19 protein-coding genes are annotated in these 24,486 nt (G+C 65.8%); 9 read left to right on the forward strand and 10 right to left on the reverse strand.

Annotated features, from left to right (window positions below; all coding sequences use genetic code 11):
• Nucleotides 1–37: 37 nt before the first annotated feature.
• Both AC5I49_RS01720 and AC5I49_RS01725 read left to right on the forward strand, forming a co-directional pair.
• A complete protein-coding gene (locus tag AC5I49_RS01720; protein ID WP_495788739.1) occupies nucleotides 38–922 on the forward strand; it encodes an amidohydrolase family protein in 885 nt (294 codons plus the stop codon).
• Between the two features lie 26 nt (nucleotides 923–948).
• Complete coding sequence (locus tag AC5I49_RS01725; RefSeq protein WP_495788740.1) at nucleotides 949–1,944, forward strand: tripartite tricarboxylate transporter substrate binding protein; 996 nt, start codon at nucleotides 949–951, stop codon at nucleotides 1,942–1,944.
• Nucleotides 1,945–1,967: 23 nt separating this feature from the next.
• On the opposite strand, the gene AC5I49_RS01730 is transcribed toward AC5I49_RS01725, so the two are convergent.
• Together AC5I49_RS01730 and AC5I49_RS01735 are read right to left on the reverse strand one after the other, a co-directional pair.
• A complete protein-coding gene (locus AC5I49_RS01730) occupies nucleotides 1,968–3,599 on the reverse strand; it encodes a gamma-glutamyltransferase family protein (RefSeq protein WP_016448237.1) in 1,632 nt (543 codons plus the stop codon).
• A 13-nt stretch (nucleotides 3,600–3,612) separates the two neighbouring features.
• Complete coding sequence (locus AC5I49_RS01735) at nucleotides 3,613–4,602, reverse strand: Bug family tripartite tricarboxylate transporter substrate binding protein (protein WP_277848638.1); 990 nt, start codon at nucleotides 4,600–4,602, stop codon at nucleotides 3,613–3,615.
• Nucleotides 4,603–4,734: 132 nt separating this feature from the next.
• Between AC5I49_RS01735 and AC5I49_RS01740 the strand changes: the two genes are divergently transcribed.
• Complete coding sequence (locus AC5I49_RS01740) at nucleotides 4,735–5,619, forward strand: LysR family transcriptional regulator (protein WP_016448236.1); 885 nt, start codon at nucleotides 4,735–4,737, stop codon at nucleotides 5,617–5,619.
• A 50-nt stretch (nucleotides 5,620–5,669) separates the two neighbouring features.
• On the opposite strand, the gene AC5I49_RS01745 is transcribed toward AC5I49_RS01740, so the two are convergent.
• Nucleotides 5,670–6,053 carry a tautomerase family protein gene (locus tag AC5I49_RS01745; RefSeq protein ID WP_495788741.1) on the reverse strand — a complete coding sequence of 128 codons (384 nt, stop codon included), beginning with the start codon at nucleotides 6,051–6,053 and terminating at the stop codon, nucleotides 5,670–5,672.
• Between the two features lie 120 nt (nucleotides 6,054–6,173).
• On the opposite strand from AC5I49_RS01745, the gene AC5I49_RS01750 reads away from it, so the two are divergent.
• From AC5I49_RS01750 to AC5I49_RS01760, 3 genes are all read left to right on the forward strand, one after another.
• Nucleotides 6,174–7,031, forward strand: a complete 858-nt coding sequence (locus tag AC5I49_RS01750; protein WP_016448234.1) for a LysR family transcriptional regulator — start codon at nucleotides 6,174–6,176, stop codon at nucleotides 7,029–7,031.
• Nucleotides 7,032–7,442: 411 nt separating this feature from the next.
• A complete protein-coding gene (locus AC5I49_RS01755) occupies nucleotides 7,443–8,297 on the forward strand; it encodes an RNA ligase family protein (protein ID WP_034395448.1) in 855 nt (284 codons plus the stop codon).
• Between the two features lie 35 nt (nucleotides 8,298–8,332).
• Nucleotides 8,333–9,478, forward strand: a complete 1,146-nt coding sequence (locus AC5I49_RS01760; RefSeq protein WP_495788742.1) for an AAA family ATPase — start codon at nucleotides 8,333–8,335, stop codon at nucleotides 9,476–9,478.
• Between the two features lie 27 nt (nucleotides 9,479–9,505).
• Here AC5I49_RS01760 and AC5I49_RS01765 read toward each other — a convergent pair whose 3' ends face one another.
• Entirely contained in the window at nucleotides 9,506–10,252 is a 747-nt protein-coding gene (locus AC5I49_RS01765) for a Fic/DOC family protein (protein WP_495788743.1), read from the reverse strand.
• Entirely contained in the window at nucleotides 10,200–10,907 is a 708-nt protein-coding gene (locus AC5I49_RS01770; protein WP_016448230.1) for a hypothetical protein, read from the reverse strand. The genes AC5I49_RS01765 and AC5I49_RS01770 overlap by 53 nt, the downstream gene beginning before the upstream one ends.
• Nucleotides 10,908–11,186: 279 nt before the next feature.
• Here AC5I49_RS01770 and AC5I49_RS01775 point away from each other — a divergent pair, with 279 nt between their 5' ends.
• On the forward strand, nucleotides 11,187–11,918 hold the full coding sequence (locus tag AC5I49_RS01775; RefSeq protein WP_209673073.1) for an ABC transporter substrate-binding protein: 732 nt from the start codon (nucleotides 11,187–11,189) through the stop codon (nucleotides 11,916–11,918).
• A 3-nt stretch (nucleotides 11,919–11,921) separates the two neighbouring features.
• Here AC5I49_RS01775 and AC5I49_RS01780 read toward each other — a convergent pair whose 3' ends face one another.
• Nucleotides 11,922–13,088: a metallophosphoesterase gene (locus AC5I49_RS01780; RefSeq protein ID WP_495788744.1), complete on the reverse strand. Its 1,167-nt coding sequence runs from the start codon at nucleotides 13,086–13,088 to the stop codon at nucleotides 11,922–11,924.
• Nucleotides 13,089–13,302: 214 nt separating this feature from the next.
• Here AC5I49_RS01780 and hrpA point away from each other — a divergent pair, with 214 nt between their 5' ends.
• A complete protein-coding gene (gene hrpA / locus AC5I49_RS01785) occupies nucleotides 13,303–17,376 on the forward strand; it encodes an ATP-dependent RNA helicase HrpA (RefSeq protein ID WP_495788745.1) in 4,074 nt (1,357 codons plus the stop codon).
• 266 nt (nucleotides 17,377–17,642) lie between these two features.
• A complete protein-coding gene (locus tag AC5I49_RS01790) occupies nucleotides 17,643–18,293 on the forward strand; it encodes a cysteine hydrolase family protein (RefSeq protein WP_338500411.1) in 651 nt (216 codons plus the stop codon).
• A gap of 29 nt (nucleotides 18,294–18,322) precedes the next feature.
• Here AC5I49_RS01790 and AC5I49_RS01795 read toward each other — a convergent pair whose 3' ends face one another.
• From AC5I49_RS01795 to AC5I49_RS01810, 4 genes are all read right to left on the reverse strand, one after another.
• Nucleotides 18,323–19,363: a right-handed parallel beta-helix repeat-containing protein gene (locus AC5I49_RS01795; protein ID WP_495788746.1), complete on the reverse strand. Its 1,041-nt coding sequence runs from the start codon at nucleotides 19,361–19,363 to the stop codon at nucleotides 18,323–18,325.
• Complete coding sequence (locus tag AC5I49_RS01800) at nucleotides 19,348–20,025, reverse strand: hypothetical protein (protein WP_495788747.1); 678 nt, start codon at nucleotides 20,023–20,025, stop codon at nucleotides 19,348–19,350. The genes AC5I49_RS01795 and AC5I49_RS01800 overlap by 16 nt, the downstream gene beginning before the upstream one ends.
• Before the next feature lie 239 nt (nucleotides 20,026–20,264).
• Nucleotides 20,265–21,290, reverse strand: a complete 1,026-nt coding sequence (locus tag AC5I49_RS01805; RefSeq protein WP_495788748.1) for a right-handed parallel beta-helix repeat-containing protein — start codon at nucleotides 21,288–21,290, stop codon at nucleotides 20,265–20,267.
• Nucleotides 21,275–24,486: DUF6765 family protein (locus AC5I49_RS01810; RefSeq protein ID WP_495788749.1), on the reverse strand; the 3,212-nt coding region annotated here is incomplete at its 5' end. The genes AC5I49_RS01805 and AC5I49_RS01810, both read right to left, overlap by 16 nt.

Here is a 24,486-nt window from a genome sequence, read left to right on the forward strand (position 1 = left end):
GCCTCACGACAATGCATCAGCTTTGAAATGAATGCCCATGAATTCACCCAGTTTCAACCGCTGTGCCGTTGATTGCGACGCAGTCGAAAATCCAGCGGAACAATATCTGTTTCCAGAAAATTCCTGCGATACCCATTTCCATGTATTTGGTCGTTCCGATGATTTTCCGTTGATTGCGGAGCGCGCCTATACACCGGCTGTCGCGTCCATGGACGATTATTGGAAAGCCTTTCGCCCATTGGGCGTGGCCCGCTGCGTTCTGGTCCAGCCCAGCGTGTATGGCCGCGACCACGGCCTTCTCAAGCAGACGCTGCGCCATGCCGAAGCGGGCCGCATGCGTGGCGTGGCCGTGATCTACGAGGACACGCCGGAGGCGGAGATCGAAGCGCTGCACGCCCTGGGCGTGCGCGGCGCACGGTGCAATGCGCTGTTTTCGGGCGGGGTCTCCGTCTCCAGCCTGCAGGCCGTGGCCGACCGCATCCGGGGCCTGGGCTGGCATGTGCAATTGCTGGTGAACGTGGATGACGACCCTGGCCTGGCGCAGCGCGTGGCCGACATGGGCGTGGCCGTGGTGGTGGATCACTTCGGCCACCCGTCGCGCCAGCTGGGCGCCGGCGGGCCGGGCAGCCGCAACCTGCAGGCGCTGATGAAGGAAGGCCGGGCCTGGGTGAAGTTCTCGGGCGCCTACCGGATATCGGCAACGGCATCGGCCGTGGACCCGGCCGTGGTTCCGATTGCACATGCCCTGGTGCAGGCCAATCCGCACCGGATCGTATGGGGGTCGGACTGGCCGCATCCCGGAATAAAGGCCCGTTCGAATTCCGCTGGAGAATTGGCGCAGGCATTGGTGGATTGGGTTCCAGAGGAATACAGGCACACGGTATTGGTCGATAATCCCGCGCGCCTGTATTGGGGTCATTGATTTTCAAATAGCAGGAGACAGAGAAAATGAATCGAATCACATCGGGCCGCAGAGGCTTTATCCGCACGGCGGTATCTTTCGCGGCGCTGGCTGCGGCATCGGCTGCATCGGCAGTGCAGGCGCGCGCATTTCCGGCCAAGCCGCTCACGCTGCTCGTGCCCTTTGCGCCGGGCGGCAACGTGGACATCGTGGCCCGCACGCTGGGCATTCCGCTGGCCCGGCATGCGGGGCAGTCCGTGATCGTGGACAACCGTGCGGGCGGCGGTGGTGCCGTGGGCTCGGGCTGGGTGGCGCGCGCCGAGCCGGACGGGCATACGCTGCTGGTGGCCACGCCGGGCCAGTTGGGCACCTTGCCCGAGATGATCAAGCTGCCCTACCGCGCCGACAGCTTTGCGCCCATTGCCGTGGTCAGCCGCACGCCCGTGGTCGTGGTGGTGCGCGCCAACGACGCGCGCTTCAAGACCGCTGCCGATTTCATCAAGGCGATGAAGGCCAGGGATGGCAGCGTGACCGTGGGCCATGCCGGCCCGGGCTCGCCCAATCACCTGGCCGTGCTGCAGCTGGAAGATGCCGTGAAGGTGCGCGTCAATCCCGTGCCCTACAAGGGATCGGGGCCGGCCCTGGTCGATCTGATCGGCGGGCAGATCGATGCCGTGGTGGACCAGATCACCAGCTCCACGCCGCATATCAAGAGCGGCGCCCTGCGCGCGCTGCTCGTGCTGGGGCCGCGCGCCGGGGGCGGGCTGGCCGATGTGCCCGACCTGGCCCAGCTGGGCCTGCCGGTGTTCGATGCCACCACCTTCGTGGGCGTGTTCGCGCCCAAGGGCGTGCCCACGGCCAGCGTGGACAGCCTGTATGGCTGGATCTCCCAGTCCGTGGCCGACCCGGAGTTCAGCCGCCTGATCCGCGAACTGGGCAGCGAGCCCTTCCCGGCCAGCGCGGCCGTGCTGCAGCGCCTGGTCAGCGAAGAGGCCGCGCTGGCGGCGCGGCTGACCCGGCAGGGGCGCCTGCGCGCGGAGTAGCCACAGGCGGGTTGGAGCACGCTTCAGAACCCGGCCGCCAGCCCATCGCGGCGCGGGTCGCTGGCGATTTGGTAGCCCTCCACGGCGGGATCGCCCATGCGCCAGATGAACTGGCCGGCGCCGAAGTCCTGGTAGGGGTCGTGGATGACCTCCACCTGGTGGCCCAGCGCCTGCAGGCCGGCGATGGTGGACGGGTCCATGCCGCCTTCCACGTTGATGGCCAGGCCTTCGTTGACGCGCCAGCGCGGCGCATCGCAGGCCGCCTGGGGCGACTGGCGGTAGTCCAGCATGCGCACCACAGTCTGCATGTGGCCCTGGGGCTGCATGTTGCCGCCCATGACGCCGAAGCTCATCACGGGCTGGCCGTCGCGGGTCAGGAAGGCCGGAATGATGGTGTGGAAGGGGCGCTTGCCCGGGCCCACCAGGTTGGCGCGGTTGGGGTGCTGGGGGTCGGTGCCGAAGCCGTGGCCGCGGTTTTGCAGGCTGATGCCGAAGGTCGGCTCCACCACGCCCGAGCCAAAGCCCGAGAAGTTGCTCTGGATGAAGCTGACCATCATGCCGTTCTCGTCGGCCGCCGTCAGGTAGATGGTGCCGCCGCGCACGGGGTTGCCGGCCTTGAAGTCCTGCGCACGGCGCGGATCGATGAGCCTGGCGCGCGAGGCCAGGTAGGCGTCGTCGAGCATCTGTGCGGGCGTCACCTCCATGTCCGCATCGGCCACGTAGCGGTAGATGTCGGCAAAGGCCAGCTTCATGGCCTCGATCTGCAGATGCTGGGAGGCCACGCCATCCACGGGCAGGCTGGCCAGGTCGAAGTTGGACAGAATGCCCAGCGCGATCTGCGCGGCAATGCCTTGCCCGCCCGGCGGGATCTCGTGCAGCGTGTGGCCGCGATAGTCCTTGGCCAGCGGCTGCACCCATTGCACCTCGTGCGCGGCCATGTCGGCCATGCCCAGGCAGCCGCCGTGCTGCTGCACGAACGAGGTCACGGCCCGGGCAATCTCGCCTTCATAGAAGGCCTTGCCGCGCGTGGCGCCAATGGCGCGCAGGGCGCGCGCTGCGGCGGGAAAGCAAAACAGCTCGCCCACCTCAGGCGCGCGGCCCCGGGGCAGGAAGCTTTCCCTGAACCCCGGCTGCGATTGCAGCTCGGGCGCGCCTGCGGCCCATTTCTGCTGGACCACGGGCGGCACCAGGTAGCCGCGCTCGGCGATCTCGGCGGCCGGCTCCATCAGCGCGTCAAAGGGCAGCTTGCCGAAGCGCTCGTGCAGGGCCACCCAGGCGCTGACGGCGCCCGGCACGGTGATGGAGTCCACGCCCCGGCGCGGCGGCTTGTCCTGGCGGCCGTAGCGCTGGTGGAAGTACTCGGGCGCCCAGCCCTGCGGTGCGCGGCCGCTGGCGTTGAGTCCGTGCAGCTCCTTGCCATCCCAGAGAATGCAGAAGGCGTCCGAGCCCAGGCCGTTGCTCACCGGCTCGACGATGGTCATGGCCGCCGCCGCCGCAATGGCCGCGTCCACCGCGTTGCCGCCTGCCCACAGCATGCGCAGGCCGGCCTGCGCCGCCAGCGGGTGGGAGGTGGACACGGCATTGCGCGCGAACACGGGCACCCGCCTGGAGTCGTAGGGGTTGCCGGGAGTGAAGGGAGAGGAAGAGGCGTGCATGAAAGAGCCTGCCTCAGTCGGCGGTGATGCCCATGGTCTTCACGTCACGGCTCCAGCGCGTCAGTTCGCGGTCGATCTGCTGCTTGAAGGACTTGGGGTCGCTGGTCTCGGGGTCCAGGCCCTGGGCCTCGAACTGGGCTTGCACTTCGGGGCGCTCCATGATCTTGCGCACTTCCAGGGCCAGCCGCTCGACGATGGCCGGGTCCGTGCCGCCCGTGGTGAACAGGCCGTACCAGGACGTGAAGGCATAGCCGGGCAGGCCGGCCTCGGCGACGGTGGGCACGTTGGGCAGGTTCTTGACGCGCTGCTTCGTGGTCACGGCCAGGATGCGGGTCTGGCCGGTCTTGGCCGAGGTGATGGCGGGCGGAATGCCCGAGAAGATGGCCTGCACCTGGCCGCCCGACACATCGGTGATGGCCGGGCCGTTGCCGCGGTAGGGCACGTGCACCAGGTTCACGCCGGCCTGCTGCGCGAACAGCGCGCCGGCCAGGTGCAGGGTGGAGCCGTTGCCCGACGATGCGTAGTTGATGCTGCCCGGCGCCTTGCGCGCGGCCTCGATCATTTCCTGCACCGTCTTGTAGGGCAGGGCGGCGTTCACCAGCAGCGCGTTGCCGGATTCGGCCACCAGGGTGATGGGCTCCAGGTCCTTGCGCGGGTCGAACGACAGCTTCTTGGCCAGCACGGGCGCCACGGTGTTGCTGCCGATGGAGCCCAGCAGCAGCGTGTAGCCGTTCTTGGGCGCCTTGGCCACCACTTCGCTGGCGATCAGGCCGCCCGCGCCGCCGCGGTTCTCCACCACCACGCTCTGGCCCAGGCGCTGCTGCAGCTCCTTGGCCAGGATGCGGGCCACGATGTCGTTGGCGCCGCCGGCGGCAAAGCCCACCATGATCTTCAGCGGCTGCGAGGGCCAGGCATCGGCGGCGGGCGCGGCCCAGCCGGGCGTGGCGCAGGTCAACAGGGCGGCGCAGCAGACGAGCAGGCGGCGGGACACGGGTGCAGGCATGGAGATCTCCAGAAATCCGGGAAGTGGGAGGGTGTGATCAGGACGATCGGCTATCGGTTGCCAGCGATTTTGATGATAGAAACTGTTTGGTGAAAGCTGGAATTTCTTACGAATCTTGAAAGCAAAACTTTTATGCCAAGCCTGCGCATTCTTCGCACTTTCCTCGCCGTGGCGGCCGAGGGCTCCTTCACCGCCGCCGGACAGCGCGTGGCGCTGACCCAGGTGGCCGTGGGGCTGCAGATGCGCACGCTGGAAAACGACCTCAAGCGCAAGCTGTTCGCGCGCCAGGGCAAGCTGGTCACGCTCAACGAGCAGGGCCGGGCGCTGGTGCCCATTGCCACCCAGCTGGTGGCGCTGTACGAGCAGGCCAAGCACGGCACGCGGGCCGACGCACCGCTGGCCGGCACCGTGCAGTTCGGCTCCATCGTCTCGGCGCTGAGCCAGCTGGTGCGCGCCACGCTGGAGCTCAAGCGCCACCATCCGGCGGTGGACCTGCATGTGGTCTCGGGCAAGTCCAACCGGCTGATCGCCCAGGTGGAGAACCATGAGCTGGATGCGGCCGTGGTGGTCTACAACCCGGCCATCAAGCGCCCCTCGCTGGTCTGGACGCCGTTGTACGCCGAGCCCATGGTGCTGCTGGCACCGCGCGCCGCCCGGCCCGCGGCGCCTGCCGACATGGTGGAGCGCTATCCCTTCATCCGCTTCGACCGCACCGAGCACACGGGCGAGCTGGTGGAGCGCACGCTGCGCCGCCTGCGCGCCAAGCCCCAGGAGTTCCTGGAGCTCAACTCCATCGAGACCATCGTGGAGCTGGTGCGCGACGGCATGGGCGTGGCCATGCTGCCCAATCTGGCGCGGCATGGCTGGGAGGGCGACCCGCGCCTGCGCGTGCTGCCCCTTGCCCAGACTGCCGAGAGCCGCCAGATCGCCCTGGTGCAGCTGCGCACGGCGGCGCGCGCCGAGATCATCACCGCCGTGGGCCAGCAATTCGTGGCGGCGCTGGCTGTGCCGGACTGAGTGTGCCGGACTGAGCGCGCCGCTGTGGGTGTTGCGCCGATCCGCGTGTCTTAAGTTGCGTATTGCGCGAGCCCATGGCCCATGGACCAGTTCCCCTTGTCCACCTCGACCAGGTTGACGAACACGTCCTCGGGCCGCAGGCCGGGGCTTTCGACCAGCAGCTCGGCGATGCGGCTAAACAGCGCCATCTTCTGCTCCAGGCTGCGGGTGTTGCTGACCGTGAGCTGCACCAGCACCAGATCGTCGCTGCGCGCCACGCCCAGGTAGGAGGCGCTGTAGCGGAAGTTGTCGCCGTCATGCTCGGTGATGGTCATGAACTGGTCGTCCTCCGGCACGTTGAAGGTCTCGCGCATGGCGCGGTAGAGGCTGTCGCAGATGGCCTGGCGGTAGGCGGGCGACTTGCCGGCGCGCATGTTGATCCGGGTCATGGGCATGGTGTGGCTCCTTTGCGTTGAGTTGAGTTGCGTTGCTTTGCGTTGTGGGAGCCTCGAAGGTAGGCCGCGCCAGATATTTTGAAAAGCCATGATTGCTGATATCAGTAATAATGGATTGAAATGATTCAACGACCTCTGGACCTGGATGCCGTGCAAGGCTTCGTGCACATCGCGGACCTGGGCAGCTTCACGCGCGCGGCCGAAGCCATGCAGACCACGCAGGCTGCCGTCAGCCTCAAGCTCAAGCGGCTGGAGCAGCGGCTGGGCTGCAGGCTGGTCGAGCGCACGCCGCGCCACGTGCAGCTGTCGGCGCTGGGTGCCGACTTCCTGCCCCATGCGCGCGAACTGCTGCAGGCCCATGAGCGCGCACTGGCGCTGGCCGTCAGCACGCGCCAGCGGCTGACCATCGGCATCAGCGACCACGTGGCCGGGCCTGAGCTGCCGGCCCTGATCGCCCGCATGAATGCGCAGGACCCGCAGCTGCTGATCGACATCCGCATCGCATCGTCCGGCCCGCTGCTGCAGGGGTTTGACCGGCGCGAGTACGACACGGTGATCGTTCGCACGCATGCCGGGCGTGACGACGGCGAGCTGCTGGCCGAGGAGCCCTTCGGCTGGTTTGCCGCGCCCGGCTGGCAGCACCGCGCGGGCGAGCCCCTGCCGCTGGCCACGCTGGCCGAGCCCTGCGGCGTGCGCGCCATGGCCGGGCAACTGCTGGATACGGCGCGCATGCCGTGGACCGAGGTGTTCGTGGGCGGCGGCGTAGCCGCTGTCTCGGCCGCCGTCATGGCGGGGCTGGGCGTGGCTGCGCTGGCGCCGCGCATGCTGGCCCTGGGCGCCGTGGACGTGGGCCCGCGCCTGGGCCTGCCCACGCTGCCGCGCCTGCCCGTGCTGCTGCACACCCGCGTGCGCGAAGGCCGGCCGCGCGCGGCGCTGGATGCGCTGGGCGCCGCCTTCAAGTCCGCCGTGCGTGGCTAGCAGCCAACAATCGGCCCGGCATGGCGCGCAGCCGCTTGTGCCTGCGGGGCAACGGGCGATAGACTCGCACCCCTCCCATCCACCCTCACCCTTTCGAGGTGCACCATGCCCCGCCGCACAGCTTCCTGCTGAACGACTTCGTCACACGCTGATCCTGGCCTTGCCACGGATGTCTTTTGCGTGTGCGCTGCGGTGCGTGGCCTTTTGAGGGCTTGCGGCTGACCGTCCGGTTTGCGGACGGCCCCGACAGTCCTGCCATCTTCCCCTTCGACAGCCTGCCGGCCCGGCCACCACGGGCCAGGCCGCGCTGTCGCTGCATCCCCTGCATTGCGGCGCCTGGCGTCGTCGTCGGCTTTTCCCGCTCCACGGCATGTCGCCGTGGGGTGCTGCATCGTTTTCGGAAAGCACGACATGACCCCATCCATTTCTCCAGGCCCTCGTTTTCTTTCGAGCATCGAGATCCTCAAGTACCCCCGCACGCCGCACCTGCGCGGCTCGCGCCTGCAGGCCGGCGACCAGGACGACGCCGTGCCCTATGAGCGGCTGGCCGGCCGGCACATCGTCGTCGAGGAAAAGCTCGACGGCGCCAACGCCGCGCTGAGCTTTGCCGGCGACGGCCAGCTGCTGCTGCAGTCGCGCGGCCACTACCTGGACAGCGAGCGGCCCGGCGGGCGCGAGCGCCAGTTCAACCTCTTCAAACAATGGGCCCAGGCCCACGAGGGCGCGCTGCTGTCCCTGCTGGACGACCGCTACCAGGTGTTCGGCGAGTGGATGTATGCCAAGCACTCGCTGTTCTACGACGCGCTGCCGCACTGGTTCTGCGAGTTCGACATCTGGGACCGCTCGGCGCAGTGCTTCCTGGACACGCCGCGCCGCCATGCCCTGCTGGCCGGCGTGCCCGTGGTCTCGGTGCCCGTGCTCTACAGCGGGGCGGCGCCCCGGCGCATGCAGGACCTGCTGGCGCTGCTGGCCCCTTCGCTGGGCCGCAGCGCGCGCTGGCGCCAGGCCTTCGAGCAGGTGGTGGCCCGCCAGAAGCTGGACCTGCCGCTGTGCTGGCGGCAGACCGACGGCTCCGAGCTGGCCGAAGGCCTCTACCTCAAGGTGGAGGAGGACGGCCAGACCGTGGCGCGCTACAAGTTCGTGCGGCCGGACTTCGTGCAGGTCATCCTCGACTCGGGCTCGCACCACAGCGAGCGGCCCATCGTCCCCAACGGGCTGCGCGAAGGCGCAGACATCTTTGCGGCCGATATTTCAAAAAGCTGGTGAGGCCTGCAGCGCAGACCCATCGCAAGGAGATTGCCATGACGAACTGGAAACAGATCCAGTCCCTGGTGCCGCAGCCCGGCGCCGACCCCGACTTCGCGGCCTGCCTGGCCGCCTTCCCCCAGCTGGAGCAGGCCAAAACCACGCCGCAGGACCCCGTCTATCACGGCGAAGGCGATGTCTGGACGCACACGCAGATGGTGGTACGCGAGCTGCTGGCCGATCCCGGCCATGCGGCGCTCACCGCCACCGAGCGCGAGACGGTCTTCCTGGCCGCGCTGCTGCACGACGTGGCCAAGTGCTCGACCACCGTGGTGGGCGAGGACGGCCGCATCGGCCAGCCCGGCCATTCGCGCCGCGGTGCGCTGGATGCGCGGCTCATGCTCTGGGAAGCCGGCGCGCCCGTGGACCAGCGCGAGGCCATCTGCCGGCTGATCGCCGTGCACCAGGTGCCGTTCTTCGCCTTTGCCGATTCGCGGCGCGGCCACTCGCCCGAGTTCATCGTGCGTGAGTTGTCCTGGCAGGTGGACCTGCACCTGCTCACGCTGCTGGCGCGGGCCGACATGCGCGGTCGCATCTGCCCGGACATTGCGTCCGTGCTGGTCAACATCGAGCTGGTGCGCGAGTTCGCGCTGGAGGAGGGCTGCCTGCGCACGCCACGCCGCTTTGCCTCGGCCGAGACGGCGGTGCGCTACTTCCGCGGCGCGCAGCTGCATCCCGACTATGTGCTGCACGCGCAGGCCGGCTCGCGCGCCATCGTCATGTGCGGCCTGCCGGCCAGCGGCAAGAACACCTGGGTGGCCGCCCACCATGGCGACCTGCCCGTGGTCTCCTTCGACGATGCGCGTACGGAGCTGGGCCTGCGCCACGGCCAGAACGAGGGCGCGGCCGCCCACCACGCCGTGGACAAGGCCAAGGCCCTGCTGCGCGCGGGCCAGCCCTTCGTCTGGAACGCCACCCACCTGTCGCGCCAGATGCGCAGCAAGACCGTGGACCTGTGCCTGGCCTACGGCGCCCGCGTGGAACTCGTGCACCTGGAAGCCAGCCGCCCAACCCTGCTGGCCCGCAACCGCGCGCGCGACACCACGCTGACCAACGCGGCCCTGCTCGGCCTGCTGCAGCGCTGGGATGTGCCTTTGCCTACCGAGGCGCATGCGCTGTCGTTGCTGGTCAATGAGGGGTAGGGGAGGGGGAGGGTTGCTGTACCGCTGTCAAGCGGCATGCTCGCCGCGTGCGCGCTTCATCTCCAGATAGGACTGGGCTGCTTCCTGGTCGTCGGCCCGGTATGCCACGTTCATGTCCGGGCGATGCACGTCATCGCCCGGACCCTTCAGCCCTGGCAATGCCCGCAGATGATCAAGCAAGGTGGTCTGCGTGTTGGCAGAGGTGATCAAGGGGCGCAGATAGGTATCGAGGTGTCTGCCTTGCGGGTTCTGGATCTCCTGGGTCAGTGCCTTCAGATAAGCCTCCTTGTTGGAGGCCAGCCAGTCGATGGCAAAGCCCGCGCGGTGGCACAGCTCGGCATGGATCAGCAGCATGCTGCGTCCATTTCCGTCGAGAAAGGGATGACCCCAGGCAAACGCGCCCATGACAGCACCAGGTTTGTCGCGCAGGGTGCCTGCATCGTTGCCCATGTCCAGGCCCCATTCGACGGCGCGCTGGCACAGCTCTGACACTTCGAATTGCAGGCCTGCACCCCTGCCGACGAGCCGGCCCACGCCCAGCGCACGCCTGTCCTGGCCGGCCCAGGGGTAGAAGTCGGAAAACAGGATGGCGTGAACGCGCAAAAAATCGCGGTAGCCAATCCGGCCCCGGATGCTTGCCAGAAAGGCAAGTGCTTCTTCCAGGTTGGCCTCGAAAAAGAGGTGTTCCTGGATCTTGACCTCACGGGCGTCTTTCAGTCCTTCAATGTTGCGCAGGTAGCCCGCGCTTTCGAAGTCCCCGAACGGATCGAACATCCTGCACCTCCCTCATGTGATTGGTCATCAGCCTGGCAAGCTGCCGGCCATTGATGACATGTTTTTTCTTCAAGGCCACGAGCAGCTTGCCCGTGCTGTCGAGCTCCACTTCATCTCCTGCAGCGCGTGTGACTGCCTGTGCATAGTCGTCCAGTCCGGTACGCTGGTGCTGGATGTGGTGCGTGCGGGCCAGCCGCTCGACAAACTGGCGTACACCTTTGGTGGGCAGGGCGTTCACGTCTGCGGGCAAGGTTTCGCCGGGTTCATCAGGTGCCGAGGGATTGCGGACATAGCGCACGGCGACATCGCCCAGATTCAGCCTGCGTGAGATGCGCTGGCTGCCTGCATCGATCAGCAGCGTGGCCTGACCCGCCTCGTTGACCAGATCCACGCTGCGAAACCTGATTCCCAGTCTGTCCAGCACCTCCCTGACCAGCTCATCGCTGGGGGCGAGCAACTGCGGATCGCCGCTGGCGTCGGGCCTTGCCTTGGCATAGATGCCGGCGCCCAGGCGGATCAGGCGGCCGTCCGAGACCAAGTCATGCAAGGCCTCGCTGAGGTGGGAAGCGCTTGCCAATCTGCTCAGATCACGCCGGAGCACGATGTTGCCGGAGCGCTTGCTCAGCGATATCTGAAGTTTGCTGTCCAGGTTCATTCTCTGCCTCAGACGATCTCTACATGGTCTGATTCTAAGGTGTTGTTTTTTCCTTTTATAACAATGGGTTGTGTGCGGATTTCATGCCGCTTGACCAGCAGGGATTGCGATGAAGTCCAACCCCAATTCCAGTGCTGGACGCAATGGCAATCCAAGACCCGATACCGGCAAGCCATGCTCGCTGGTGAGATGACACCCGGACCTTGCACCGGCCGTGTGCGCAGACAATGAAGGTTTGAAGACCGCCGCCCCTTCTGTCTGCTACTTCGAAAGCCATCCATGAACCATTCCTCCCAGCTGCTGTCCGCCCTCGCGCCGCTTGGCCGCATCCGCGCCTCCATCAACACCGGCAATCCCATCCTTGCGCGGCTCCAGGCCGATGGCCAGCCCGCAGGCGTGTCCATCGACCTGGCCCGGCGCCTTGCGCAGCAGCTGGGGTTGGAGCTGGAACTGGTGGTCTTCGATACGGCCGCCAAGTCGGTGGATGCCGTCACGCGCGAGGAGGCCGACTTCGGCTTCTTTGCCGTGGACCCCGTGCGTGGCGCGGGCATCGGCTTCACGGCACCCTATGTGCTGATCGAGGGCAGCTACCTGGTGCGCCAGGATTCGCCGCTGACCGACAACGCCCAGGTGGACCGGGCCGGGCACACGGTCGTGGTCGGCAAGGGCAGCGCCTATGACCTGTACCTGAGCCGCGAGCTCAAGCATGCGCAGATAGAGCGCGCCGTGTCTTCGCCCGCCGTGGTGCAGACCTTTGTGGAATCGACGGCCGACGTGGCCGCCGGCGTCAAGCAGCAATTGGAGGCCGATGCCGCCCGCCTGCCCGGCCTGCGCCTGCTGCCGGGCCGCTTCATGGTGATCCAGCAGGCCATGGGCCTGCCCAAGGGACGGGGCGATGAGGCCCTGCGCGTGCTGGCGGCCTTTGTGGAAGAGGCCAAGGCCTCGGGCTTTGTGGCCGAGGCACTGCAGCGCCACGGCATCCAGGGCGCAGCGGTTGCGCCTGCGGCCTGAAGGTCAGGCGCCGCGCAGCACCAGCAGGTCGATGCTGGCCGGCACGCCCAGGCGCACGGCAAAGCCGGCCCACAGGCCTGCGCCGGCGCTGACGAAGAGCTTCATGGCGCCGACCTCGTACTCGCCGCGCACAAAGCCGTCATTGGCGGGCGCCACCAGCCATTGGTCCATGCCCAGGATCAGGCCGCCGTGCGTATGGCCCGACAGCTGCAGGCCCACGCCGTGGGCCGCATTGTCGCGGGCGGTCTTGGGCTGGTGGGCCAGCAGCAGGTGGTATTGCGCACCGGCCTCTTTGGCCTGGCGGGCCACGGTGTCGATGTCGGGCGGCACGCCTTCGGGCACGGACGGGTCGGTGTTCTGGCGCGACAGGCGGCCATAGGCCGGATCGCCGATGCCCGACAGCGCCAGGCGCGCGCCCTGCACATCGATCAGCTGCATGCGGTTTTCCAGCAGGTTCAGGCCCAGGCGGCGGAATTCGGCCATCCAGGCGTCGTAGCCGCTGTAGTACTCATGGTTGCCGGGCGCCGCCCAGACGCCGTGGCGTGCCTTGAGCTGCGCCAGCGGCGCGATGTTGGCGCGGCCGCTGCCCACGTCGCCGTCCACCATGTCGCCGGGCAGCACGATGAGGTCGGGGCGCGCCCCCAGCGTGCGGTCCACGATGGTCTGCACATAGCGTGCGTCGTTGATGGGGCTGGCGTGGATGTCGGCCAGCACGGCCACGCGCAGGCCTTCCAGGCCGGCGGGCAGGCCGGGCAGGCGCAGCGTGCGTTCATGCACCTCGGGCGGGCGCAGCGCATTGGCCACGCCCCAGGCCGACAGCAGGCCCGCCAGGGCCAGGGCGCCGGCCGTGAGCAGCGGGGCGTGCAGGCGCTGCTTCCAGTTCTCGCGCCCGGCCACGGCGGCCAGCGCCCAGAGGCCGTCGCGCAGCACGATGAAGACGGCCAGCATCAGCAGCAGGGCCAGCACCCAGCCGCCCGGCACCTGCAGATAGGCCAGCGTGCGGTACTCGACCGTGCCCTCGCGCAGCAGTACCAGCAGCAGGGCGGGCGTGCAGCCCAGGGCCGCCGTGGCGACGGCCGCCATCAGGCGTGCGCGGCGCGGCATCAGGCGGACGGGCCACCACAGCCACAGGGCCAATAGCGGGATGACGAGGGCGGCAAGAGTAACCATGGGGAGCAGATCGAGGAAGGCGGGTGAGGCGGCCAGCGCCGGGAGCGGGCGGCAAGGCGAGCGCCGATTGTGCGCAATGCCTTGCATGCCGCTGGCCTGACTTGGCGAAGGCCCTGGCATGCGGGGGTTTTCATGCGGGCGGCACAGGGCAGGCGTATGGAAATCTGCAGCCGCGTGGCGCCGCCGGCATGGCGCGGGGATAATCCAGCCCCTTATGCCTTTGAAGATCAGCTTCCCTGAATCCCTGCCCGTATCCGCCCGCCGTGAGGAAATCATGGAGGCCATGGACCGGCACCAGGTCATCATCGTGTGCGGCGAGACGGGCTCGGGCAAGACCACGCAGCTGCCCAAGATCGCGCTGGCGCTGGGCCGGGGCAAGGTCAACGCCACGCCCGACGACAAGGGCCAGGTGCGCGGCCACCTGATCGGCCACACGCAGCCGCGCCGCATTGCCGCCAGCTCGGTGGCCAAGCGCATTGCCGAGGAGCTGAACACGCCGCTGGGCGATGTGGTGGGCTACAAGGTGCGTTTCCAGGACCGGCTGTCCAAGGACGCCTCGGTCAAGCTGATGACGGACGGCATCCTGCTGGCCGAGACGCAGACCGACCCGCTGCTCAAGGCCTACGACACGCTGATCATCGACGAGGCCCACGAGCGCAGCCTCAACATCGACTTCCTGCTGGGCTACATCAAGCAGATCCTGCCCCGGCGCCCCGACCTCAAGGTGGTGGTGACATCGGCCACCATCGATGCCGAGCGGTTCTCCAGGCACTTCGAAGGCCCCCAGGGGCCTGCGCCGGTGATCATGGTCTCGGGCCGCACCTACCCCGTGGAGATGCGCTGGCGCCCGTTCGAGGAAAAGCGCGACCATGACCTCAACGACGCCATCGCCGAAGGCGTGGACGAGCTGTGGGCCGGCGGCGCGGGTGGCGACATCCTGGTCTTCCTGCCCGGCGAGCGCGAGATCCGCGAGGCGGCGGACCACCTGCGCAAGCACCTGGCACAGCAGCCCGTGCTGCGCCATGCCGAGGTGCTGCCGCTGTTCTCACGCCTGTCGCAGGCCGAGCAGGACCGCATCTTCGACAGCCACACGGGCCGGCGCATCGTGCTGGCCACCAACGTGGCCGAGACCTCGTTGACCGTGCCCGGCATCCGCTATGTGATCGATGCAGGCACGGCGCGCGTCAAGCGCTATTCCTTCCGCAGCAAGGTCGAGCAGCTGCTGGTCGAGCCCATCAGCCAGGCGGCGGCCAACCAGCGCGCCGGCCGCTGCGGCCGCGTGGCCAACGGCATCTGCATCCGCCTGTACGACGAGGCCGACTTCGGCACGCGCGCGCGCTTCACCGACCCTGAAATCCTGCGCTCCTCGCTGGCCGGCGTCATCCTGCGCATGAAGTCGCTGGGCCTGGGCGACGTGGTGAACTTTCCCTTCCTCGAAGCGCCCTCGGGCCGTGCCATTGCCGACGGCTACCAGCTGCTGGGCGAGCTGGGCGCCGTGGACGAGCGCGGCGAGCTGCTGCCCATGGGCCGCGAGCTGTCGCGCCTGCCGCTGGACCCGCGCGTGGGCCGCATGATCCTGGAGGCGCGCACGCGCGGCGCCGTGGCCGAGGTGCTGGTCATCGCCTCCGCCCTGTCCGTGCAGGACGTGCGCGACCGGCCGCTGGAGGCCCAGCAGCAGGCCGACCAGCAGCACGCCAAGTTCGACGACGAGAAAAGCGAATTCAGCGGCTACCTGCGCCTGTGGAAATGGCTGCAGGATGCGCGCGGCGGCAAGGTGGTGGCCAAAAGCCGCAAGGAAATGGCCACGGCCCAGGCGCCTGCCGCCAAGCCATCGGCGCGCAATGCCGCCTTCCTGCCCGTGGCCCAGCGCAGCGGCGGGCAGAGCGTGGCCGCCCCGGCGGCCGAGGCGCTGGCGGCCTTCCATCCGCAGGACACCGGTCCCGGCACGGATGACGAGCCCTCGCACAAGCTCAGCAACCGCCAGTGGGAGCAGCTGCTGCGCCAGAACTTCATCAACATCCGCCGCGTGCGCGAATGGCGCGACATCCACTCGCAGCTGCTGACCGTGGTCAACGAGCACAAGTGGAAGGTCAACACCGAGCCCGCGGGCTACGACGCCGTGCACCTGTCCATGCTGTCCGGCCTGCTGGGCAACCTGGGCTACAAGGGCGATGAAAGCGACGCCTACCTGGGCGCGCGCGGCATCCGCTTCCATCCGCACCCGGGCGCCCACCTGTCCAAGAAGCCCGGGCGCTGGATCGTTGCGGCCGAGTTGGTGGAGACCTCGCGCCTGTACGGCCGGGGCATCGCCGCCATCGATCCGCAGTGGCTGGAGGAAGTCGGCGCCCACCTGCTCAAGAAGCAGCTGCTCGATCCGCACTGGTCCAAGAACCAGGCCGATGTGGTGGCGCTGGAGCGCGCCACGCTCTACGGCCTGGTGGTCTACAACGGCCGACGCATGAGCTATGGACGCATCGATCCGCAGTCCGCGCGCGAGATCTTCATCCGCCAGGCCCTGGTGGAGGGCCAGTGGGACACGCGCTGGCACTTCCTGCCCGCCAACCTCAAGCTGGTGCGCAAGGTCGAGGAGCTGGAGCACAAGAGCCGCCGCCAGGACGTGCTGGTCGATGACGAGCTGATCTACGCCTTCTACGACCAGCAGATCCCCAAGGACGTGTTCAGCGGCGCCACCTTCGACCATTGGTTCCGCGAGGCGGCCAAGGAAAACGCCGACCTGCTGCGCCTGTCGCGCGACGAACTGATGCGCCACGAGGCTGCCGGCATCACCACCCAGGCCTTTCCCAAGGTGGTCAAGCTCGGCGGCGTGGACTGCACGGCCAGCTACCTGCACAGCCCGGGCGACGCGCGTGACGGCATCACCGTCACCGTGCCGCTGTTCGTGCTCAACCAGGTCAGCGACGAGCGCGTGGAATGGCTGGTGCCCGGCATGCTCAAGGACAAGCTCCAGGCCCTGCTCAAGAGCCTTCCGCAGCGCCCGCGCAGCCGCTTCGTGCCCCTGCCCGAAAGCGCCCAGCGCCTGGCCGAACTCTTCACCACGCCCGAGCGCTGGGGCCAGGGATCGCTGATCGATGCCCTGCTCAAGCAGGTGCGCGACGAGACCTCGCTGGACGTCAAGCGTGCCGACTTCAAGCTGGACATGCTCAGCCCGCACCTGTTCATGAACTTCCGCATCACGGACGAGCATGGACGCCAACTGGGCCAGGGCCGCAACCTGGGCGCGCTCAAGGCCGAACTGGGCGCCAAGGCGCGCGGCGCCTTCCAGGCGCTGGCCGCGCTGAAGGTGGCTTCGGTCACCGAGGCCCCTGCTGCACCCGCTGCCACCGCGCCCGAAGCCGGCAGGAAGCCTGCGCCCGCTGCCAAGGCGGAAAAGCCCGACCAGGCCAAGCCCGCCAGCAACGCCAGGCCCAGCCAGCCCGCCGACAGCCGCTACAAGGAATGGAGCTTTGGCGAGCTGCCCGAGCTGATGGAGATCGGCCGGGGCGGGCAGACGCTGATCGGCTTTCCGGCGCTGATCGACCACGGCGATGCCGTCGGCATCGAGGTCTTCGACGAGCCCGAGGTCGCGGCCGCGCGCCACCGCGTGGGCCTGCGCCGCCTGTTCGCGCTGCAGATCCGCGATGCGCTCAAGTACCTGGAAAAGAACATCCCGGATCTGCAGAAGATGGCCGTCGCCTACATGCCGCTGGGCACGCAGGAGGAACTGCGCGAGCAGATCATCGACGTGGCCATAGACCGCGCCTTCCTGCAGGAGCCGCTGCCCACCAACGACGCGCAGTTCAAGCAGCGCGTGCAGGACGGGCGCGGCCGGCTGACGCTGATCGCCAACGAGGTGGCGCGCATGGCCTCCACCATCCTGGTCGAGTACGCGGCGGCCCAGCGCAAGATCAAGGACACCAAGAATGCGCCCGACGCCACGGCCGACGCCGCCCAGCAACTGCAGCGCCTGGTGCCCAAGAACTTCATCGCGGCCGCGCCCTGGACCCAGCTGCAGCACTATGCGCGCTACCTCAAGGCCATCACCAGCCGGCTGGACAAGTACCGCGCCGACCCTGCGCGCGACGCCAGCCGCCTGGCCGAGCTGCGCCCGCTGGAGCAGCGCTACTGGCGCCTGGTGGCCGAGCGCAAGGGCCATATCGATGCGCGCATGCAGGAGTACCGCTGGATGCTGGAGGAGCTGCGCGTGAGCTTCTTCGCCCAGGAGCTGCGCACGCCGTACCCGGTCAGCATCAAGCGGCTGGACAAGGTCTGGCAGCAGCTGCAGAACTAGCGCCGTGCCGGCCTGCGGCCCTTCCGTGATCGGGAGGGCCGCAGGCCATGGTTCAACGCGGCATCGCCACCTTCACCGGCACGCAGCCGGTTGGAGCGATGCAAGGCCCAAGGCCGTATGCGCCATCACAGAGATGGGGCATTTTTCAAAGCACGGGCGATCTGTGCAGAACCTGCACAGATGCTGGCCGCTCCATGGCGTTGTGGTGGGCTCTGTGCGTTTCTAGACTGCAGGCATCAACCACTTCCCGTTTTCAGGAGCACTGCATGTCCCTCGCAGAACAGGCCAGCCAGGCCACCCAATCCACCAGCCATCCCACCCTCCGCGCCCTGTCAGGCGCGCCGGGGCGCAGCCAGTTGCCACGGGGTGCCACGGCGCTGCTGGTCATCGACTTCCAGAACGAGTACTTCAGCGGCCGCCTGCCCATCCCGCGCGGCCCGCAGGCCTTGGAACAGGCACGGCGCCTGCTGCAATGGGCCGATGCCGGGCAGGTTGCCGTGTTCCACATCCAGCACATTGCCCCGGAAGGTGCACCCGTGTTCGCCGTCAATGGCAGCACCGTCCAGTTCCACCCCGGCCTGCAGCCGCGCGCGGGCGACACCGTGGTGCAAAAGCGCAGCGTCAGCGCCTTCGTCGGCACCGACCTGGCCGACCAGCTGCGCGCGCGTGGCATCACCACCGTGGTCATCTGCGGCCTCATGACGCACGCCTGCGTGGCCGGCGCCGCACGCGATGCCGCGCCGCTGGGCTTCGAGGTCGTCGTGGCCAGCGACGCCGTGGCCACACGTGCCATCACGCGCAGCAATGGCGAATCCGTGGACGCCGACAGCCTGCACCGTGCCGCGCTGGCCGAGATCGAGGATGTGTTCGGCGATGTGCTGCCCACCGCGCATGTGGTGCAGCTGCCCCTGCGCTGAGCCTGCAGGCAGGACCCGCGCATCGTCTCCTAGCGAGAATCCACGGCGTTGCCGTACTCCGTCGTGGTGCTGGCCGCATCCTTGCGCACCGGCACGGCGATCTGCTCGAACACATTGCCTTCGATCACAACGCCTTTGGACTCCAGCAGGTTGATGCCTGCCTGGGGTTCCTCTTCCTTCTTCCTGAACAGCCCGCTGCGCTTCACGATGAAGCGGTTGTTGCGGATGATGGAACCATCGGCATCGCGCAGCTTGAGGATGGCGGGCAACGGGGCCTTATCGCGCAGATCCATGTGCACGATGAAGGTGTTGCCCTCCACCAGCGAGCGCGGGCCGTACAGGTAGACGGCGGTGCGGCCATCGACCTCGATGGTGTTGTTGCGCACCACGTTGTCGGAGCCCGCCATGATGATGGCGCGGCCGCCGGATTTGATTTGGAGGTTTTCTGCGGTGTAGAAGGTGGGAGGGAAATAATCCCAAGGGATTTTATTGAATTTTTGGGTTTCGATGTTCCATCTGGAATTTTCTATTACAGGAAAGTCTTCCTCCATTTTCTCAATTCTATTGCGTGCACCTAATTTAGGAGAAAGTTCTACGCCAATGCCCGATAGACCTGGAGTTTCTATTATTCCATTATGAACTCTTAGATTGAAAACTACCTCTCCACCAGATAATATTCCAATGCCGCTATTATTATTAAATGGTCTTCCTGTAACAAGATGTCCTCGCAAATCAAGGTCAGCATTATTACTGTGGTAGAAATCTAAAATTGCACCTCGTGGGTTACCACGTTCTATTCCCCCTTCGATCCAGTCACGCGCTTTACGCTGCACAAAGTCATGAATGACGCAGTGACGGCCAGAACCTTCAAAAGCTTCCGTGATAGGGTAATAGCCACCTCTATACTTGACGGGCTTGCACCCCTCAGGCAGCGGGCCCTTGTCGCTCGGTGGATGGCGGCGCGCTGCCCATTCTTCCGTCGTGAGTGGTTTCTTGGGGAAAGCTTGGCAGCTTGCAAAGACAATGCAAGCAAAAGCAGAAAAATAGAGAAAAACTATACTTCTTTGCATATTTTACTGCCTGGCAAGCAAACGCCTGGATATTTATGTTCTTGACCTGCAAGGTTTTCTAAGTATTTACCTCTATTTTTCTCTGCCTCTTTTATTTTATATTCATCGCTACCTCCCTTTTCTATATTTATTTCCACAATTCTGGTTTTTTCGCTATTTTCTGTGTTTTTGGTTAGTTTAAGTTTTCCATCCTTAATCAGTTTATTAATGGTCTCTTTCAAAAATCTAGCCTTTCCAGGAAAATCCGCACCCTCTTCCCTGATTGCATTGAATCTCTCGAGCACATTCCTGATCTCCTCAAACCCCAGCGCAGGGCTAGTTCCATACGCCGTTAAAAACTCATAAACCGCCTTCTCCCCTTGCAGCGATCGATACTCCCGCTTGTCCCAATAAGGCATATCTGGATCAGGCATATTCCCCAGTATTGGCATGTCCTCGTCATAGGTGTAATCCGGCTCGGACCCCGCAAACCCATGCCCTATGCCCAGCTTCGCGCTGATGGCATCGAACGGCCGGTTGTCCTTGTCCCGGTGGCTGAAGGTGTCCAGGTAGGAGTGCAGGAATTCGCCCAGGAACTGGTATTCGGCGCAAGGCTGGGCCGGGTTGCCCAGGCGGCTGGCGTTGAGCAGGTGGTTCAGTTGCGGGCTCAGGTTGCCCACCACGCTGTTGACGTTGTCGTTGGCGTACTGGGGCAGCGTGGTTCCTCTGTCGTCGGACAGGTTGTCTCCACATACTGCGAAGCCAGCGCCGTGATGCGCGCCCCGGCTCGTAGTCCAGGCCGGCCGGCGGCCAGGGCCAGGAAGAAGACCTGTAGTAGTGCATGTCCTCCTCCTGGTACAGCCCGTGGGATCGATCCGGTTGAGTGGGTTGCCGCATATGGCCGTCGAATACCTCCATTCCATCAGGGGCTGCCTTTTGAAATGTTTCCACTCTCCGTTGTGGTACTGGCCGCATCCTTGCGCACCGGCAATGTGATCTCTTCAAACACATTGCCTTCGATCACTACGTCCTTGGACTCCAGCAGATTGATGCCGGCCTGGGGTTCCTCTTCCTTCTTCCTGAACAGCCCGCTGCGCTTCACGATGAAGCGGTTGTTGCGGATGATGGAACCATCGGCATCGCGCAGCTTGAGGATGGCGGGCAACGGGGCCTTATCGCGCAGATCCATGTGCACGATGAAGGTGTTGCCCTCCACCAGCGAGCGCGGGCCGTACAGGTAGACGGCGGTGCGGCCATCGACCTCGATGGTGTTGTTGCGCACCACGTTGTCGGAGCCGGCCATGATGATGGCGCGGCCGCCGGATTTGATTTGGAGGTTTTCTGCTGTGTAGAAGGTGGGTGGGGTGTAATCCCAAATACCCGCGAATGTACGGCTGTAGCCGACTTCTTTGATTGCTGGACGATCTTCTGTCAACTCCTGTAGCCTCTGACGACCTTCTATATAAGGTGCCATATCTATTCCAATACCTAGTGGACCGGGCGTTTCGATTTTTCCGTTGTGAACTGCCAAGTGAGTCAGTGATTTGCTATTCATGCCTATGCCGCGGGTATTTTCAAACGGCTTGCCAGATATAAGATGTTTTCTTAGATCAATGTTGGAATGGCTGTCTTGAGAGAAACTAATCACACTACCCCTTCCGGCTTCATCTGTTGGTGATCCACGTTCCCTGCCATTAATGAAGTCTCTTAATTTCCTCTGTACAAAATCGTGAACTACACAGTGGTCTCCTCGTCCTCTGACATACTCAATAATGGGATGAAAGGTCCCTCGATATTTGACGGGGCTGCAGCCATCTGGCAATGGTCCTGTGTCGCTGGGTGGATGGCGAGTTTCAGCCCACTCTTCCCAGGTCATCCCTTGGGAAAATCCGGAAGACAAAACTATCAAGATAAATGTCAGTGCCTTAACTGTCACACTGGTTTGCATATGATACTCCTTGGCAAGCAGACTCCTGGATATTTAGCCTCTTGGCCAACAAGTGCTCCAAGATATTTTTCCCGATTAGCGTCAGCTTGATCTTCGTTGTAAGCTTCATTCTCTGTATTTTTAAGATCTATCTTTTTTATTTCAGTTAATCTTCCTTCTTGATCTATCTTTGTCAGTTTTAGCTTGCCGTCATTTATCCAGGATTTGATGGTATCTTCTAGCAGATTAAATTTACTTAGTGAATTTCCTCCAGTCTCTCGAATAGCATTGAATCTCTCCAGCACTTTCTCTATCTCTTTAAAGCTCACCGCCGGCTTAGCCCCATACCGCGTCAAAAACTCATAAACCGCCTTCTCCCCTTGCAGCGATCGATACTCCCGCTTGTCCCAATAAGGCATATCTGGATCAGGCATATTCCCCAGTATTGGCATGTCCTCGTCATAGGTGTAATCCGGCTCGGACCCCGCAAACCCATGCCCTATGCCCAGCTTCGCGCTGATGGCATCGAACGGCCGGTTGTCCTTGTCCCGGTGGCTGAAGGTGTCCAGGTAGGAGTGCAGGAATTCGCCCAGGAACTGGTATTCGGCGCAAGGCTGGGCCGGGTTGCCCAGGCGGCTGGCGTTGAGCAGGTGGTTCAGTTGCGGGCTCAGGTTGCCCACCACGCTGTTGACGTTGTCGTTGGCGTACTGGGGCAGCGTGGTGCCCTTGTCGTCGGACAGCGTGAAGTGGTACCACAGCAGTTGCCGGTGGTTCTTGAAGATCGAGCCCACCGTGGTGAGGGTGTTGGCATCGTCCAGCGGCTTGGTGATGGGGTTGTCATCCACGTACTGCGAAGCCAGCGCCGTGATGCGCGCAGGTTCGTAGTCCAGGCCGGCGGCCAGGGCCAGGAAGAAGACCATGTAGTAGTGCATGTCCTCCTGGTACAGCCCGGTGGGATCGATGCGGTTGAGCGGGTCGCCGCCGGCATACAGGTAGGCATCGGGTCCGTCCGGGTAGCCCAGCGGGTCCGGCTGCAGGTAGCGGCCGCTGGCCGGGTCGTAGCTGCGGTGCCAGTTGTCGTGCAGTCCGCTTTCCTCGTCGAAGTACTGGCCCGGCAGGCGCAGGTTGAGCACGGCCTGCTGCCGGGGCAGGCTTGTGTGGCCGGCCTGATGCATGGCCGGCGCTCCCCAGGGCGTCTGGCGGGCACGCCAGACCACGCGCTGGCCTGCGTCCGTCATGGCCTGCGGACTGCCCCGGTGGTCGTTGTGGATGTGCAGCATGCGCGCCTTGCCGCTGGCGTTGTCCCGGTTGTGCGCGGATTCCAGCTTGGCGATGGGCAGGGTGCGAGTCCCCTCGTTCAGGTACAGGTACTGGCTGGTGATGCGGCCTTCGCCATCCATTTCCGCGACGAGCCGGTTGTCCTGCCACAGGTAGTGGCTGTGCGTTTGCCCATCGCCCTGGTGCACGGTCTTGCCCACGCGCTGGCCCAGGCTGTTGTAGCGGTAGCTGGCGATGGGCCGGTCCTGGTGGTCGCTGATGCCCTGGAGCTGTCCTGCTTCGGTGTAGGTGTAGCGGTGCAATGCGTCCTGGACGGTGCGGCCCTGGCTGTCGCGCTGCACGGGCGCTGGTGCTGACGGTGCGTTGTCCTGCACCAGCCTGCCGAAGCCCTGGTAGCGGTAGTCGGTCTTGTGCAGGCCCGCTGGTGGCCACTCCTGCTCGATGGCGCGGATGCGCGGGCCCACGCCGTAGCGGTAGCGCTGGCTGAGGATGGGTGCGCTGCCTTGTGATGTGCCTTGCCCGGTGGTCTGCTGCGTGAGGCGCCCGGCAATGTCGTATTGGCGCGAGGTGGCCAGGCCGTTGCCTGCCGTGTAGTGCTGCAGGCCGTTGAAGGCGTCCGTTTGGATGTCGCCGACCACCGTCTGCGCGGGCAGCAAGCGTTCGAGCAAGCCTGTGGCGCCGGCGCCCAGCCAGTGGTCGCTGGCCTGCAGCAGGCCGGCCACCCAAGCGCTTTGCAGTTGCAGCCCTTGCACGCTGGCGCCGTCGCTGGCGGGGCCGCGCCGGGTGACGAGCACGCGGCCATCGGCCAGGGTGCGGCTGTGGACCCGGCCGTCCGGGCCATAGCGCGTGGCGGTGCGGTAGGTATGTTCGCCCTGGCCGTCGGGCGTGGCCAGCGCAATGGTGCGTGCCACGGGGCGGCCCAGGGCGTCGTATTCGATGGACTCGCGCTGCCAGTTGCTATCGATGGTCTGCAGCAGCCGGCCCTGGTAGTGCAGCCGGGTTTGCGAGGAAGAGCGACGATCTGCGCCGGGCGCCGCTTCGTAGCGCTTGGCCAGCAGACGCCCGCTGGGAGCGTACTGGTAGTGGGTGCTGCTGCCGTCGGCGCGGGTGTGCACCAGCAATTGATCGGCTTCGTTGTAGCGTGCGCTTTGGCGGCCATGATCGGCAAGCTGAAGCCAGACGGTACGGCCGAAGTCGTCGTGCAGGGCCTGGCGGCGTTCGGCGGGTTGGGTGCTCCGGGATTTGCTGGTGATCTGCTCCATCGCCGCGTTGGCCGGGCCTTGCCATGCCAGCCGTACCGCCCCATCGGGCGTTTGCGACAGGCTGGCATGGAGACTGCCGTTGTCCAGCCAGCGCGTGCGGGTGTCGTCGCCATCGGTGTGCTGGAGCAATTCCCCCGCATCGCCGTAGGTGTAGCTGTCCAGGCGCCCATCGGGCAGCAGGCGGTGGCTCAGGCGCCCCTGCGCATTCCAGCCGTAGTAGGCCGCACGTTCGGGGAGGTCCTGGCCTTCGCGGTACAGGCCCAGCCGCGTGATGCGGCCTTCGCTGTCGCGTTCGATCTGGCCCCGGTTGCCCAGGCCATCGAGCCTAGCCTGGGTGCTGCCCTGGTAGGTCCAGGTGGTGCTGCGGCCTGCCGTGTCGATGGCCTGGCTGGGGCGGCCCAGGGCGTCGTGGCGGATGCGGTATGGATTCAGGCTCAGCCGGCTGCTGGCTCGGGGCTGGCCATCGGCATCGAGCAGCCAGCCGCTGGTGGTGATTTCTTCGGCCTGCAGGGCGTTGGCGGACAAGGCGCTGTAGCGCATTTGGCGCTGAAGGCGCCGCACGCCGTCGTCTTCGGTGCGGGTCGTGATGCGCCCGGCCTGGTCATGCTCCAGCGCCACGGTCGTGCCATCGGGCTGCAGCACGCGCGTGACGTGGCTGCCGCTGCGGTCCCAGCGCA

Source organism: Delftia sp., assembly GCF_059499305.1.

Coding starts and splice junctions, on each gene's coding strand:
- AC5I49_RS01720 (WP_495788739.1), top strand. CDS start 38: ATGAATTCACCCAGTTTCAACCGCTGTGCCGTTGATTGCGACGCAGTC.
- AC5I49_RS01725 (WP_495788740.1), top strand. CDS start 949: ATGAATCGAATCACATCGGGCCGCAGAGGCTTTATCCGCACGGCGGTA.
- AC5I49_RS01730 (WP_016448237.1), bottom strand. CDS start 3,599: ATGCACGCCTCTTCCTCTCCCTTCACTCCCGGCAACCCCTACGACTCC.
- AC5I49_RS01735 (WP_277848638.1), bottom strand. CDS start 4,602: ATGCCTGCACCCGTGTCCCGCCGCCTGCTCGTCTGCTGCGCCGCCCTG.
- AC5I49_RS01740 (WP_016448236.1), top strand. CDS start 4,735: ATGCCAAGCCTGCGCATTCTTCGCACTTTCCTCGCCGTGGCGGCCGAG.
- AC5I49_RS01745 (WP_495788741.1), bottom strand. CDS start 6,053: ATGCCCATGACCCGGATCAACATGCGCGCCGGCAAGTCGCCCGCCTAC.
- AC5I49_RS01750 (WP_016448234.1), top strand. CDS start 6,174: ATGATTCAACGACCTCTGGACCTGGATGCCGTGCAAGGCTTCGTGCAC.
- AC5I49_RS01755 (WP_034395448.1), top strand. CDS start 7,443: ATGACCCCATCCATTTCTCCAGGCCCTCGTTTTCTTTCGAGCATCGAG.
- AC5I49_RS01760 (WP_495788742.1), top strand. CDS start 8,333: ATGACGAACTGGAAACAGATCCAGTCCCTGGTGCCGCAGCCCGGCGCC.
- AC5I49_RS01765 (WP_495788743.1), bottom strand. CDS start 10,252: ATGTTCGATCCGTTCGGGGACTTCGAAAGCGCGGGCTACCTGCGCAAC.
- AC5I49_RS01770 (WP_016448230.1), bottom strand. CDS start 10,907: ATGAACCTGGACAGCAAACTTCAGATATCGCTGAGCAAGCGCTCCGGC.
- AC5I49_RS01775 (WP_209673073.1), top strand. CDS start 11,187: ATGAACCATTCCTCCCAGCTGCTGTCCGCCCTCGCGCCGCTTGGCCGC.
- AC5I49_RS01780 (WP_495788744.1), bottom strand. CDS start 13,088: ATGGTTACTCTTGCCGCCCTCGTCATCCCGCTATTGGCCCTGTGGCTG.
- hrpA (WP_495788745.1), top strand. CDS start 13,303: ATGCCTTTGAAGATCAGCTTCCCTGAATCCCTGCCCGTATCCGCCCGC.
- AC5I49_RS01790 (WP_338500411.1), top strand. CDS start 17,643: ATGTCCCTCGCAGAACAGGCCAGCCAGGCCACCCAATCCACCAGCCAT.
- AC5I49_RS01795 (WP_495788746.1), bottom strand. CDS start 19,363: ATGCAAAGAAGTATAGTTTTTCTCTATTTTTCTGCTTTTGCTTGCATT.
- AC5I49_RS01805 (WP_495788748.1), bottom strand. CDS start 21,290: ATGCAAACCAGTGTGACAGTTAAGGCACTGACATTTATCTTGATAGTT.